The following is a 14,217-nucleotide window of genomic DNA, read 5'->3' on the forward strand; positions in this document are numbered from 1 at the left end:
AAGAGAAAAGAAAAATCGTTTTCTTTTCTCTTCTCTTATTCCTTTTTTTTACTCGCTTACGCCGCCATATCCTGTTTTAGGAAGGGCTTTTGGTGTAACGCTTTTTGCATGGATTTTATGCTCTTTGTTGACGGATTTCTGATGAAGCTTGTGTTCCTTGCCTTTATGCGATTTCATGTGCATTTTGTGCTCTGCTTTATGCTCTGCTTTGTGCATGGATTTCTCCATTTTGTGCATCGGTTCAGTTGCAGCGGATGCGGATGCAGAAGCACCGGATACAGCCAGCATTAGGCAAGCAGACAGAGAAACAATGGTTGCTTTATTCATACTTGAATTCCTCCTAGTGGGTAATTTGCATTGCATAATTTAATATCCCCAGGTCTTACATGATTATCGATTGTATTTTTTTACAGTGCTTATCGAAGTCATGGAGGTTTATTGTTGATTTGGTAAAATAGAATGACGTGTGGTGTGAATGGAAGGGGTATTTTGCAACAAGTCGTTCGTAGGTGTGATTTTTTGCCGTGATTATGCGGGAGATCATTTGTACAATTAAGGGGATCATATTATAATAGGATTGGTTAAAAATCGCTCTAATACGTATTCAACCAAGTGGAGGCACATTTATTTTGAGCCAATCAAATCGAAATCGTCATCAATATCCGCGTGGACCGTTGGCATTGATGAGAGGGGTGTACAAATACACCATTCCGGAAACGCGAAAGGAATTGGATGGATGGCGTGCCCAAGCCGAGAAAATTCCGAATGAGGAATTGCGCAATCAGGCCTTGGCCAGTCTCAGGGACAAACAGTTCCACTGTGAAGGCGGGACCGTTTATGCTTTGCCTGATTTGCCGAACAGGCACATTCTGATTCCATTGATCGTTTCATATCAGACTATTAGTGATTATTTGGACAATCTGTGTGATCGCAGTACATCGATGGACCCGAATGACTTTCGTCTTCTCCATCAATCCATGCTTGATGCGGTAGATCCCGAAGCAACCCCTGTCAATTACTACGCGCTCCGTGATGAGCAGGATGACGGCGGGTATCTAAGGAATCTGGTGACCTCATGTCAGGAGCTGACCCGTCAGCTGCCAGGCTATGCATCCGCCAAGCCTCAAATTCAGGATCTGGCAGGCCTATACACGGACCTGCAGGTATATAAGCACATCAAGCCGGAACTGAGAGAAACGGCATTGCTCGAATGGTGGTCAGAGCATCGCCACCGTACACCTCAGTTCCGTTGGAACGAATTTGCCGCTGCTACTGGCTCTACGCTGGGGGTATTCATGCTGTTTCTGGCTGCGAGTGATGATCAGCTAACGGAAGAGCAGGCGGCTTCAATCCATACTGCCTATTTTCCTCATGTATGCGCATTGCACATTATGCTCGATTATTTAATCGATCAGGATGAGGATCGTATCGGGGGAGATCTCAACTTCTGCAATTATTATGAGAATGTAGAGACAATGCTGGACCGAATTGCTTTTATTGTGGAGATGGCCCGCAGTGATGTGCAGAAGATTCCGGGAAGTTCGTTTCACCGGATGATTATCGAAGGACTGCTTGCCATTTACCTGTCTGATCCCAAAGTCAGCGAACAACAGGAAGTTCGCGTCGTCTCCAAGCGTTTGATGAAGAATAGTCCAATGACGAGAGTTTTTTTCTTTATCTTTAGCCGCTGGATTCGTAAGCATATGTAAGTCAGGCGTATTGTGGTGGGAGTCTGAAGTGAAACTAGAGGAGGAAGAAACATCATGACAGCAGTAAAGAAAATCGCAGTTTTAACGAGCGGTGGTGATTCACAGGGGATGAACGCGGCTGTTCGTGCGGTTGTTCGCAGCGGACTGTTTCACGGTCTCGAAGTATATGGTATTCAACGTGGATATCAGGGGCTTTTGAATAACGACATTTTCCCAATGGATCTCCGGAGTGTAGGGGACATCATCCAACGTGGGGGAACGGTTCTGCAGTCTGCGCGTTGCAAGGAGTTCTATACCGCTGAAGGTCAGCAAAAAGGTGCAGACATTTTGCGTGCACGCGGCATAGATGGTCTGGTTGTTATTGGGGGAGACGGGTCATATAACGGTGCCAACAAACTGAGCAAGCTGGGCATCAACACGATGGGTCTTCCAGGAACAATTGACAATGACGTTTCTTTCACCGATCACACGATCGGATTCGATACAGCAGTAAGCGTAGTGGTAGACGCCGTTAACAAATTGCGTGATACGATGTCTTCACACGAACGTTCTTCCATCGTTGAAGTTATGGGTCGTCATTGTGGCGATATCGCATTGCATGCAGGACTCGCATCAGGCGCAGAAACGATTCTTGTGCCGGAAGTTCCGTTTGACATGGACGAAGTGGCAGAACGCATGAAAGCCAACTTTGCTCATGGTAAACGTCATAGTATCATCATTGTTGCTGAAGGTGTAGGTAAAGGTGAGGATGTAGCAAAAGAACTGATGGAACGTTGCCCAACGTATGAGCCACGTGTAACTGTATTGGGTCACATTCAGCGTGGAGGCACGCCAACTCCGTTTGACCGTAACCTTGCCAGTCGTCTGGGAGATTTCGCCGTTCGCAGTCTGATCGCAGGTGAGACAGACAAAGGATGCGGCATTATCAAGGGAGAACTGACCCTGACGGATATTGATAAAGTTGTTAATACGAAAAAAGACTTCGATATGGAGACTTACCAGCTTGCACAGCGTTTGTCCCAATAATCAAGTCATCACCAAAAGTTCAAATCAAAAGAGCACAGTCCCGTTTTATCGCGGGCTGTGCTCTTTTTGTTATATTTCCATTATTTATTTTCGGCCAAACGTACCGATGATTGTTTCTGCACAAGGAACAACCTCCATAGAAGTGCCGTTGCTCCAACAGCAAGACCTGCAATGAGTCCAACCCAGTAACCAAACGCACCAAGTGAAGTATACGTTGCGGTGATGTACCCGACAGGCAGACCGATGATCCAATACGCGACAAACGTTATGATTAATGCCGGATTAACATCCTTGTAGCCCCGGAGTGCTCCCTGCGTTGGGGTGGCAATGGCATCAGAGATTTGAAAGAAAATGGCGTAGATGAGGAAATGTTGTGTCAAAGCGATAACCTGACGATCGTTTGAGTACACGCTCGCAATTTGTTCCCCAAATACGAGTAATAGTACAGCCGTTAACAGGGAAAGCGCAATAGCACCTCCGATACCCAGAAGACTATACTGCTTTGCATCTCTCACACGCCCTGCGCCTGCCTCATAGCCCACAAGAATCGTAAGAGCCATACAGATACTCACAGGGAGCATATACAGCGTAGAAGCGAAATTCAGGGCCGCTTGATGGGCAGCAATCGTGATGGTGTCGAACCGACTCATCAATAATGTGACCGCTGCAAATATGGAGGTTTCAAAAAAAGTAGCGAATCCAATGGGAACACCAATCTTAAGCAGCTCTTTCCATTTGGTTAGTGAGATTTTGGGCATCTGTCGAAAGATGCCATACTTGGCAAAAGGCTCAACCCGATGGACAAAAAAGAGGCTGATGAGGAAAATGAGCCAATATGTAGTTGCCGTAGCAACACCTGCTCCGACACCTCCCAGTTGGGGAAAGCCCCAACGTCCGTAGATAAGCAAATAATTCAGGAAAATATTGACGGGAAGTGAGACGAGCGTAATCATCATTGTGATCCTTGTCTGGCCCAGTGCATCCATGAAGCTCCGCAGCACCGTGTAACCAAACAGGGGGATAACCCCAAAAGCCAAGGCACACAGGAAATAGAAGGCGACTCGGCCAACCCGTGGCTCCAAAGGCATCCCGTTCAGGATTGGACTGAGCAACAATGCGCCTGCTGCAAGAACGACTATTCCAACGGCCACACCAAGATACAAGGCTTGTACAACGCTATGACCAATCCTGTCATTACGCTTCGAACCAAGCAGGTGGGAGACGACAGGAGTAATTCCAATCAGAATACCACTCAGTCCTGTCTGCACCGGCATCCAAAGACTGGTGCCAACGGCGACACCTGCGAGATCAGCAGGGGAGAACTTGCCTGACATATTGGTATCGAAAAACGACATGGCAGAAAGGGCGATTTGTGTGGTGAAGATGGGCAGAAATATAATCAGGAATTGTTTTACTTTCTGAGAAAAGCTGGTGGTTGTCATGTTCACTGGCAGTGCCTCGCTATTCTTAAGAGTTATCTCTAAAAACTGTCATGTAGGGACAGCTATTTATTGTAGTGGATTTTGCTCAATTTGAATAGAGATGGATCAGGTATGAGGAAAAGTTAAAGCCGAGGATACATCAAAAAAACCTCGCTCCGGCTTAGACGGAACGAGGTCATCGAATTCAATGAAGAAGTATAAAAGTGCATTATTTATAGTTTACGTCTGGTGTATAGCGATTGGAGGCATTCCAGAGCAGATATTCATCCACATTCATGTCTTTCATCGCACGAATTTGGTCTTCAACCTGTTTTTTGCCGTATTTGATGTAATGTCCACTGCCTAGCCAGCTTGCTGTAAAGTCCTGAATCCATGGGCGGATAACGGGTTTGAGTTCCTTTGTTGGATCCAATTTCTTATGTGTATCTTTCATGGAGCCTTTGATGGTGGTATAGGGATCTTTGTCAGGATCTTTTACACCATACCAGCCAGTGGAATAATGACTTGGATAAACCATCGGCGAGATGACATCCACGTTTTCGGAAATTTTCACGAAATCCTGTCCAATGCCTTCAGCTGCGGGCACAGAGGCTGCATAACCGAAAATATCCACCGAGACCCGAACACCGAGCGGTGCAAGCTCTTTGCGTGCATACTGCACAAATTCGGCTACAATGTCGACCCGGGACTTGTCAGATTTGGTGTATTTCAATGCATCTGCACGCGTTTCAAACCCTTCCGGAAAACGGACATAGTCGAACTGAATTTCCTTAAATCCCAATTTAGCAGCTTCTTTGGCAATCTCTATGTTGTAATCCCATACTTCCTTACTGTAGGGATTCACGAAGCTGTCGCCTTTGCCATTGGCCCATACAGAACCGTCCTTGTTGCGGAAAGAGAGCTCCGGATTTTTGTTGGCGAGAATTGTATCCTTGAATACAACTACTCGTGCGATCGGGTAAACATCATGTTTTTGCAGGCGTTTCATCAAGGCATCAATATCGCGGATAAAAGGCTGAGATTTGCCCATTTCCTGTAATGTTTTGTTTTTTGTAGGGTAAGTTATGTATCCGAGGTCGTCTTTGATATCAATGACCATGGAATTGAGCTCCGTGTTATCCATCAGATCGAGTAATGATGTCATGCGCTGACCACCAGCGCTGTACGCCGTCACATAGATTCCTTTGACAACGGGTGCATCGGGTTGTGGGTCAATTTTTGCAGGTGGGTTATCCGCATCAATAACGACCTTATCTTTTTGAGATTGGATGATGGCGGTGTTGAAACTGTTTGTTAATGATTGAAAGGGTTGTTTTCCTTGATCCGCTGTAACGGGTGCCCCACTGAAGGCTCCCCACGCCATAGCAAGTAAAGCCCAAAACATGTTCATTCATTTCCACTCCCCTATGTGCATTCCATGTTTGAATTATACAATAAAGCCTCTGGGCTTTTAACCATATCAAGCAAGTAATGAAACACATGGGAAAAATGAAAACCGCTTCCTGTTAAGGGAATCCCCACAAGAAACGGCGTGATCAATCCAAAAAATTATTGAATGTAAATCTCATTTTGATGCTCACAAATACTGTACTGAATGATTTCCATTGCGTCTCCCTGTTCCAAGATGCCCAGCCCATCCCGGAGAACAATCAGTGAGTCGAGTTCATTCGGTTTCAAGAAAGGGAGCATTTCCGGGCACCATTTGTTGACGATTTCAAACAGTTTTACCGTTTCCATATCCACAATAATCACCCTTTCCTACTCGAATTCCAAAATGGTAAGTCATTCGGCGCGAATCGGAAAAGCACATGGTGCTGTGAAATTGAATGGCACATCCTGCTATACAACATATTTAGGAGCCGTACACTGTTATTATACCACAATGTTTTGAATTGTTAACCGTACATCTGTCTCAACTTCGGCGAAAAGAACCCATGACTCCAACAGTTTCCACGATATTAACAAAGGCGGTCGGATCGGTTTCCTTAATAATTCGTTTGATTTCAACAAGTTCGTAGCGAGTAGTCACTGTCATTAACATGTCCTTTTCAATGTCTGTATATGCTCCTTGAGTCTTAATTTTGGTGACCCCGCGAGGGCGAATAAGCAATTTTTTCAACATCGCGTCGGTTTCATTGGTGATAATGTACAATGTGACTTTCACATGGCTGATATGAATCAGATCCAGCACTTTGCCTGTGATATAGATGGATACCATGGAGGCAAGTGCGATATTCCAGTTATCATTCAGATAGCCTGCGAGCATAATGATGGCTCCGTTCATGCCAGCCATTACCGTTCCAATCGGGAAATCACGATTGCGGGTGAAAATGGAACCAACAATGTCGAGCCCGCCCGTTGAGCCGCCTACTCGGAAAGAAACTCCGGTACCCAGCCCCACTAACACACCCCCAAATACACAACTTAGCAGAGGATCTGTTGCCACAGCAAAAACAGGCAGAAGCCCGATGAACCATGAAGTGGCTGCTACCGAAACAATACTTAATGTAATGAAACGTCGTCCAAGAATAAACCAACCTGCAATGAGCAGAGGAATGTTTAGAACAAAATACATTATACTAAGATTCAAATTTGTGAAATAGCCGAGAAGCATGGAAATACCGGATACCCCGCCGCTGAGAAGCTGATGGGGAACCAAAAACCAGTTGAAGCCGCAGGCAATAGCTGCAGCACCCAATACGATCACTAAAAAGTGCCAAATCATTTTGGGCAATTTAATCACCTCATTTATATTTAAAACCAGATTGCTGGTAATCTTGAATTGTTTTGTGATATAATGATTTGTGGATATTCTTGAGTAGGAAACTTTTTCCAAATCGAACGATAAAATTTGAAATGTTTCAAACGCATGTATGTAGTTTTAGTCTTATGTTGGGGACCCATTCACGAATTATGTTTGTTGTATGAAAATAATTTGGCTTGATGGGATAACCTATAAATATTAATGCTACTTAAGAATACAGACAACAAAGTGGATTGTCCACCATGTCCACCATATAGAAGGAGTATGAATAATTTTGACAAATTTAAATTTCGCAGATTTTAATCTTGAACCACTGGTGCTTCAAGCGATCACCGAACTTGGGTTTGAAGAGGCAACTCCGATTCAATCCAAATCAATCCCTTTTGCTCTTGAAGGCAGAGACTTGATCGGTCAAGCTCAAACGGGTACTGGTAAAACCGCTGCATTTGGTATTCCATTGATCAGCAAAATCTCCAAAAGCGATGAAAAAATCCGCGCCCTCATTATGGCACCTACACGTGAACTTGCGATTCAAGTTGCCGAAGAAATCGAAAAACTCACCCGCTTCAAAGGTTTGCGCTCCCTGCCAATTTACGGAGGACAAGACATCGTTCGTCAAATCCGTGCACTGAAAAGAAAACCACAGATCATCATTGGTACACCAGGACGTCTCCTGGATCATATCAACCGCAAAACAATCAAACTTGATGATGTACAAACTGTTGTATTGGATGAAGCAGATGAAATGCTCGACATGGGTTTCATGGAGGATATTCAATCCATCCTGAAACAAGTTCCGGACGAGCGTCAAACGATGCTGTTCTCAGCAACAATGCCTCCTAACATTCAAAAATTGGCACAACAATTCTTGAACAACCCTGAGCACGTATCCGTGATCCCTAAACAAGTAAGCGCACCTTTGATTGACCAAGCTTACATTGAAGTGCCTGAACGTCAAAAGTTCGAAGCACTCAGCCGTCTGCTGGATATGGAATCTCCTGAACTGGCGATCGTATTCGGACGTACCAAACGTCGTGTTGACGAATTGGCTGAAGCTTTGCAAAAACGTGGATATTCTGCTGACGGTCTTCATGGTGACTTGTCCCAAAACCAACGTGATACAGTAATGCGTAAGTTCCGTGACGGCAGCATTGATGTACTTGTTGCAACAGACGTAGCTGCTCGTGGTCTCGACGTATCCGGTGTAACTCACGTTGTGAACTTTGACCTTCCACAAGATCCGGAAAGTTATGTTCACCGTATCGGCCGTACAGGTCGCGCAGGTAAAGAGGGTGCTGCATGGTCATTCGTTACTCCGCGTGAAATCGACCACCTGCACTTTATCGAGCGTGTAACACGTCACCGTATTCCACGCAAACCTTTGCCAACAATGGCAGAAGCGGTAGAAGGCAAACAACGTTTGACAGCTGAGCGTTTGCTCGAAATCGTACAATCTGGCGAACTGAACGAATACAAAGGTATCGCGATTCAAATGCTTGAGCAATATGATTCTGTTCAACTGTTGTCGGCAGCCCTGAAGCTCCTGACTGGTGACAAGAAAGATGCTCAGATTGATCTGACTCCTGAAGATCCGATCCGTGCGAAGCGTCGCAAACCGGATGTTCGCTCTGGCGGACGCAAACCATCTGGTTACAGCGGCAACCGCAGTGGTGGTGGCGGTGGTTACAACCGTGATCGCAACAGCAGTGGTGGCGGACGTGGTGGATACAACCGCGATCGTAACAGCAGCGGAAGTGGAAGCAGAGAAGGTGGTTACAACCGTGACCGCAAACCGCGTCCAAGCAACAACGAAGGACGTCGTCCTGCCAAAGATTCTTCTTTCGAATAATATACAAGTGTGAATTGGGAAATGGGGCAGGGCGACTGCTCCATTTTTTTATGCTCAGATTATGCCAAACCAGTGATTCGTTGATCTCTTTTCGGGAAGTGCTGGCTTTTCCTATCTAGAATAAGGTATATTAATATTATTAGACTTCAGGTTAGACGCAAGGCTGCGGAGGAGGAGAATTGTTTGGAATTTAAAGGAGCTATGGGTGGGATCTACCGACTTACAGAGTGGATTACGAGACTGGCCGCAACCAACCTGTTGTGGGCTATTTGTTCGTCTCCGTTCTTGTTTTTCTTGATTATGAAACTGCTCGTGATTCAGCAGAACCTGGCCAACGAATCATTACAAATGAACTGGGCTATAGCCATTGTGGCACCGCTTACACTGTTTCCTGCGACATCTGCGCTGTTTACAGTTGTGCGCAAATGGAATATGGGGGATACGGACGTGCCGATCTTCCGTACTTTCTTTGTAGGTTACAAGGAGAACTATAAACAGAGTTTAATTGGAGGCATTTTCTATACCTTGCTGTTTGCCATCATGTATCTGGATTACACCGTATACATGACACAATTCCGCAATATGCAGTTGGTTGGAATTATAATGCTTGTACTGCTGCTGCTGCTGTTTGTTTCTCTCTTTAACTTTTTCTCAATGGTTGTGCACTACCACATGTCGATCGGGTTGATTATTAAAAATGCAGTTCTTTTGACACTGATTAGACCATTCCGTGTATTTTCCACGTTGCTGGGAAGTGGATTATTGTTCTATATCGGTTTCCGTTATCCGGTCTTGTTTGTCTTCTTCATTATTAGCATTATTGCCTGGTTTGCGTTCTTCAACTTCTACGCCACCTTTAACAAGATGCAGGAGCAGATGGAGAAGATGCAGCTGAAGAAGGAAGAAGAGGAAGCGGCAAAAGCTGCTGAAGAGGCTGATGGCCCAGCTGAGGCGGTTGAGGCGGTTGAGCCTGCAGAATCCAAATCATCTGACGAAAAACACGATAATCTTCAAAAATAAAACATGAGCTGTCACCATTTACTTTTTACACAGTTAGGGATATAATAATTGTACATCCTGCGATGTACGTTTCGGTTATTCGTTGTTTTGAACCAATGATGATGTCTTCGGGAGATCAATACAGAATGTTGCTGAAACGCCCTGTCTATATGACATGGGGACTTCAAAAAGCATTCTTGCGGCCACCCACCTGCTAAGCAGGTTCATAAGACAATGTAGCCGGACGGCATAGGCGGGTTCCTATTTTACCATGTACAGCACCCTGACTCTTTCCTCTAATCCAGGAATTCAGGGTGCTTTTTATTTGAATTCATTTTGTTGAATTGGCTGTATTTTGTTAAAAGTGTCGCTTGCCCTTTTGTTACTACATGAACAATGATACACTAGTATACATAAATGGAACGGTTAAATTCAAAGGAGGAAGGGTCTTGACCTTAAAGAGAACGCTCGTCGGTATCATCCGCAGCATGGAGGGAACCAGCGATCGAGCCAAGGATCCCAAATTAAAAACACGGTATTATAACTTATCCAAAGACAGAGCTTGGGAAGAAGTTTCTTCGACACTCAAAAAAATTCCGGGTTATAAAGTGCTGCATGAGGTGCCTTCTGTAGGAGAGGTCATACTTGAGAAGCGGACTACCTTTGGACGGACGATGGATATTACGGTTTCCATTATATCGGTAAGTCCTGTACGCAGCGCGGTCGATATGTATTCGGCTTCACGTGGTTCACTTGGAGATCTGGGTTCTAATTATCGCACGATTATGAACTTGTTCTCCGTATTGGATAAAAAGCTGAGTAAGTATAAGTCAAACGATTGAAATAGATGGCTGAATAACAAAAAGCGAGAGAAGGTTAACCTTCCTCGCTTTTGTTCTGAACGTGAACTACCTTTTACAGCAAAGCTTTTACAGCGGAAATCGCTTGCTCGAAGTTAGGGGAGTCTGTCATTTCAGGCAGATATTCCACATATGTAATTCGGTCTTCAGCATCCACCACGAAGATGGAGCGCATGTCCAGTTGGAATTCTTTGATCAGAACACCGTAGTTTTCACCGAATGAACGTGTTTTGTAATCAGACAGTGTTACGACGCGGTCTACACCGGCTGCTCCGCACCAGCGTTCCTGTGCGAACGGAAGGTCAACGCTTACTGTCAATACGACTACATTGTCGCCAAGATCCCCTGCTTCAACATTGAAACGGCGAGTTTGGGCATCGCATACGCCAGTGTCCAGTGAAGGAACAACGCTGATTAATTTGATTTTACCTGCGAAGTCTTTCAGGGATGCATCTTCAAGCAGATTTTTGCTTAATGTAAAATCGGGAGCTTGATCGCCCACTTTCAACTCGGGTCCGATCAATGTAATAGGGTTGCCTTTAAAAGTGGCTGCGCCTGTACGTTCTTGTGCCATAATAATGTTCCTCCTTAAATTGGTGATCCGTGCCAAAATCCATTATAATCTTTTATGAAAGGCATTGTCCAATTCGGACGAAGGATCTTTAGCATGGCTCAGACTTGCGGGCCGATCTGAACAGGGTGGAGTGAAAGTAGAAACGTATGATATTTATAAGGTATGAGAACTGGAAAAGTTATTTAAAATTTTTCCCTTTGACGTCGATTCTGTTAATTGCCAATGTTGTTATGTTTATTGTGTTAAGTTTTAATGGTGGTTCCACAAACAGTATGACGCTGCTTAAGTTTGGAGCACTTGTTAACCATGAGTTATTTGCAGCAGATTGGTGGCGTTATATTACGTCCATGTTCCTGCACGCTGGTTTCAGCCATCTGTTGTTTAACAGCTTCGCTCTTATCGTATTTGCACCACCAATGGAACGACTGCTCGGTTCGGTAAGGTATGGTGTGCTGTACTTGGGTGGGGGCATCCTAGGCAACATTCTGGCTGTTGCGTGGTATAACTCGGTTGGGGCAACGACAATCTCGGTAGGTGCTTCAGGTGCGATCTATGCCATCTATGGTGCGTTTCTGTATGTTGCCTTGTTCCAGCGGACAATGATGGACGAAACCTCACGCAAAACGTTGTATACGCTGCTTATATTTGGGATTATATTCTCCTTTGCCATGACAGGCATTAACTGGATGGCGCATTTGGGTGGGTTGTTAGGTGGATTCTTCATTTATGGACTTCTCATCCGCTTGTGGAAACCCCGCAGCTTTAAGCAGTAGTCGGATTGGTCTGAAGACGGAATGTAATCAAGGATAAGTAGGGTATAGCAGATTGGAGAGATCAGGGGCAGTGGAATTAAGACAGTTGCATTACTTTTTGAAAGTGGCACAGAAGGAGCATGTTACGCAGGCGGCGGAGGAATTGCACGTAGCGCAGTCTGCGGTGAGTCGTCAGATTCATCAGCTGGAGGAAGAACTGGGAGTTGACCTCTTTATGCAAAAAGGGCGAAATCTGCAGTTGACCGCAGTTGGGCAGCTCTTTTGTAAACGGGTTGAAGGCATATTGAAAGATCTGGACAAAGCGGTCGGGGAGGTTCATGAGTTTCTCGATCCGGAGCATGGTGAGATTCGTATCGGTTTTCCTCATAGTCTCGGTATTCACTTGATTCCTTCGGTTGTAGCAGCGTTCCGTCAGCGTTACCCTAACGTTAAATTCAGATTCAAACAAGGCATGTTCCCGACGCTCATTCGTGATGTGTTATCGGCTGAAGTGGACTTGGCATTCATATCTCCATTTCCGGAGAAGCACGACCAGGTGGATGGTGACATTGTGCTTACGGAAGAATTGCATGCTATCCTTCCGCCCAATCATCCATTGGCCGGGGAAGAGAACATTGCGTTAGAGCAGCTTAAAGATGATAAGTTTGTGCTTTTCAGCAAAGGGTATTCTCTGCGTCCGATTGTCTGGCATGCTTGTCTTGAAGCAGGATTTACGCCCAAGATTGCTTTTGAAGGTGAAGAGACGGATACCATTCGTGGATTGGTTGCTGCCGGTATGGGTGTGAGTTTGCTGCCGGAAATGGCACTTTTTCAGACGAACCCGCTGCAACCAGCGCATGTGGCCATTTCTCATCCAAAAGTGACGCGTACGATCGGGTTGATCCACCGTGCGGATGATAAGCTTCCACTTGTTGCACAGTCGTTTCGCTCATTCTTGCTTAATTATTTCGGTTTACAGCAAAACAATACCCCACCCGATTAAGGGTGGGGTATTGTTTTGGTTTGTTTGAGTATTTAATTAGTCACGGCTATTGAAAATTCCGATGTAACGAATCAGCTCAAGCAATGAGATTAACGCTGCAGCGACGTAAGTTAATGCTGCGGCATTCAATACTTTAGCGACGCCTCTCTCTTCTTCATTCCGAATGTAACCTTCCGATACCATAATTTCTCTTGCGCGGTTACTTGCATTGAATTCGACCGGCAATGTAATGAGTTGGAAAGCAACGGTTACGGAGAAGAAAATAATACCAATACCGACAAGGTTCATTGCATTAAAGATGAATCCGGCGATAAGCAAGAAGGGCGCAAGTCCGGATGCAAAATTGACGATTGGGAAAATCCGGTGACGCAGTGCCAGCATCGGATAACTTTCCTTGTGCTGGATCGCATGGCCCACTTCGTGACACGCCACGGAGACAGCCGAGATTGAATTTTCGTAATATACAGGCTCAGACAACCTCACTACCCGATTGATTGGATCATAGTGATCGGAGAGTGCTCCGCGCACGGGTTCAATAGGAACGTCGTGCAGGCCATTGGAATCAAGCATGTGACGGGCAGCATCGTATCCGGTCATTCCGTTCAGGTTTTTGACATCAGACCAACGATTGAATGTACTCTTAACGCGAAATTGCGCCCATAAGGAGAGCAAAAAGGCGATAATGATCAAAACGAACATACCGTTATTAAAACTCATATTCATTCCTCCGCTTTCTAAATAATAAGCTACATCATGGTGTTCTCGAGCAAGATTTTCAAGGCTTCCATTGTACCAGCGCTTTTGGTGAGTAGTCCGGCCATCATCTTGCGTGCTTGTACAGGTTTCATCTCGCCAAGCAGCGGTTTAAGCTCATTTACCTCTCGCTCAAGCTGTTGCACATGAAGCTCCAATGTTGTCAGTTTGCTGGCAACCTGTTCTTCCGTGCTCACCAGACTCCACTTCTCAAGAGATTTCTTGATCTCGTCGAGACTATACTTCTCTTGTTTCATGTGTACAATACGTTCAAGCCTGGTTAAAGTTTCATTACTATAAAGACGATAGTTTTTTTCTGTGCGCTCTTCCGGAGCGATGAGACCGAGTTTTGTGTAATAATCAATCGTCCGTTCGCTCACTCCAGCAGTTTTGGCAAGTTCGCCAATCCGAAACAATTTCATATCCCCAATGATATTCACCTCGCTTGCAAGTTCAAATGTAGGGAATTGTAGATTCCAGTTGCGG

15 protein-coding genes and 1 other RNA gene are annotated in these 14,217 nt (G+C 45.2%); 8 read left to right on the plus strand and 8 right to left on the minus strand.

The genetic code is table 11. The features are described from left to right. Window positions 1-48 precede the first annotated feature (48 nt). Window positions 49-327, minus strand: coding sequence for a hypothetical protein (locus MHB49_RS11250; protein ID WP_024629231.1), 279 nt, complete (start codon window positions 325-327; stop codon window positions 49-51). A 302-nt stretch (window positions 328-629) separates the two neighbouring features. Here MHB49_RS11250 and MHB49_RS11255 point away from each other — a divergent pair, with 302 nt between their 5' ends. Together MHB49_RS11255 and pfkA are read left to right on the plus strand one after the other, a co-directional pair. Next, on the plus strand, window positions 630-1,709 hold the full coding sequence (locus MHB49_RS11255; protein ID WP_405156163.1) for a tetraprenyl-beta-curcumene synthase family protein: 1,080 nt from the start codon (window positions 630-632) through the stop codon (window positions 1,707-1,709). Between the two features lie 54 nt (window positions 1,710-1,763). Further along, complete coding sequence (pfkA, locus tag MHB49_RS11260; RefSeq protein WP_247901988.1) at window positions 1,764-2,735, plus strand: 6-phosphofructokinase; 972 nt, start codon at window positions 1,764-1,766, stop codon at window positions 2,733-2,735. 80 nt (window positions 2,736-2,815) lie between these two features. Here the strand turns inward: pfkA and MHB49_RS11265 are convergent, their stop codons facing one another. From MHB49_RS11265 to MHB49_RS11280, 4 genes are all read right to left on the minus strand, one after another. After that, window positions 2,816-4,177: an MATE family efflux transporter gene (locus MHB49_RS11265; RefSeq protein ID WP_405157106.1), complete on the minus strand. Its 1,362-nt coding sequence runs from the start codon at window positions 4,175-4,177 to the stop codon at window positions 2,816-2,818. 208 nt (window positions 4,178-4,385) lie between these two features. After that, a complete protein-coding gene (locus MHB49_RS11270; protein WP_405156164.1) occupies window positions 4,386-5,567 on the minus strand; it encodes a putative glycoside hydrolase in 1,182 nt (393 codons plus the stop codon). Window positions 5,568-5,725: 158 nt separating this feature from the next. Next, entirely contained in the window at window positions 5,726-5,914 is a 189-nt protein-coding gene (locus MHB49_RS11275) for a hypothetical protein (RefSeq protein ID WP_170867818.1), read from the minus strand. 175 nt (window positions 5,915-6,089) lie between these two features. Then, window positions 6,090-6,902, minus strand: a complete 813-nt coding sequence (locus MHB49_RS11280) for a YitT family protein (protein WP_405157107.1) — start codon at window positions 6,900-6,902, stop codon at window positions 6,090-6,092. Window positions 6,903-7,215: 313 nt separating this feature from the next. Here MHB49_RS11280 and MHB49_RS11285 point away from each other — a divergent pair, with 313 nt between their 5' ends. The 4 genes from MHB49_RS11285 to MHB49_RS11300 all read left to right on the plus strand — a co-directional run bounded on the left by MHB49_RS11285 (window position 7,216) and on the right by MHB49_RS11300 (window position 10,631). Continuing rightward, window positions 7,216-8,790: a DEAD/DEAH box helicase gene (locus tag MHB49_RS11285; protein WP_247901992.1), complete on the plus strand. Its 1,575-nt coding sequence runs from the start codon at window positions 7,216-7,218 to the stop codon at window positions 8,788-8,790. 183 nt (window positions 8,791-8,973) lie between these two features. Next, window positions 8,974-9,810: a YesL family protein gene (locus MHB49_RS11290; RefSeq protein ID WP_405156165.1), complete on the plus strand. Its 837-nt coding sequence runs from the start codon at window positions 8,974-8,976 to the stop codon at window positions 9,808-9,810. Between the two features lie 51 nt (window positions 9,811-9,861). Continuing rightward, a non-coding RNA gene (gene ssrS / locus MHB49_RS11295) (6S RNA) lies at window positions 9,862-10,053 on the plus strand. A gap of 185 nt (window positions 10,054-10,238) precedes the next feature. Continuing rightward, window positions 10,239-10,631, plus strand: coding sequence for a DUF1499 domain-containing protein (locus MHB49_RS11300; RefSeq protein WP_024629239.1), 393 nt, complete (start codon window positions 10,239-10,241; stop codon window positions 10,629-10,631). A 73-nt stretch (window positions 10,632-10,704) separates the two neighbouring features. On the opposite strand, the gene tpx is transcribed toward MHB49_RS11300, so the two are convergent. Next, window positions 10,705-11,223, minus strand: a complete 519-nt coding sequence (gene tpx, locus MHB49_RS11305; RefSeq protein WP_247901994.1) for a thiol peroxidase — start codon at window positions 11,221-11,223, stop codon at window positions 10,705-10,707. Between the two features lie 146 nt (window positions 11,224-11,369). Here tpx and MHB49_RS11310 point away from each other — a divergent pair, with 146 nt between their 5' ends. After that, window positions 11,370-11,996 (plus strand): rhomboid family intramembrane serine protease, encoded by a 627-nt coding sequence (locus tag MHB49_RS11310; protein ID WP_247901995.1) that lies wholly within the window; start codon window positions 11,370-11,372, stop codon window positions 11,994-11,996. A gap of 70 nt (window positions 11,997-12,066) precedes the next feature. Then, a complete protein-coding gene (locus MHB49_RS11315; RefSeq protein ID WP_247901996.1) occupies window positions 12,067-12,978 on the plus strand; it encodes a LysR family transcriptional regulator in 912 nt (303 codons plus the stop codon). Window positions 12,979-13,014: 36 nt separating this feature from the next. Here the strand turns inward: MHB49_RS11315 and MHB49_RS11320 are convergent, their stop codons facing one another. Beyond that, window positions 13,015-13,695 carry a zinc metallopeptidase gene (locus tag MHB49_RS11320; protein WP_062322116.1) on the minus strand — a complete coding sequence of 227 codons (681 nt, stop codon included), beginning with the start codon at window positions 13,693-13,695 and terminating at the stop codon, window positions 13,015-13,017. A 29-nt stretch (window positions 13,696-13,724) separates the two neighbouring features. Next, the gene (locus MHB49_RS11325; protein ID WP_405157108.1) at window positions 13,725-14,153 is read right to left on the minus strand and encodes a MerR family transcriptional regulator; all 429 of its coding nucleotides are present in this window, start codon (window positions 14,151-14,153) and stop codon (window positions 13,725-13,727) included. Between the last annotated feature and the right edge of the window lie 64 nt (window positions 14,154-14,217).

This window comes from Paenibacillus sp. FSL K6-0108 (genome assembly GCF_045040695.1).
GTDB classification, from domain to species: domain Bacteria; phylum Bacillota; class Bacilli; order Paenibacillales; family Paenibacillaceae; genus Paenibacillus; species Paenibacillus pabuli_B.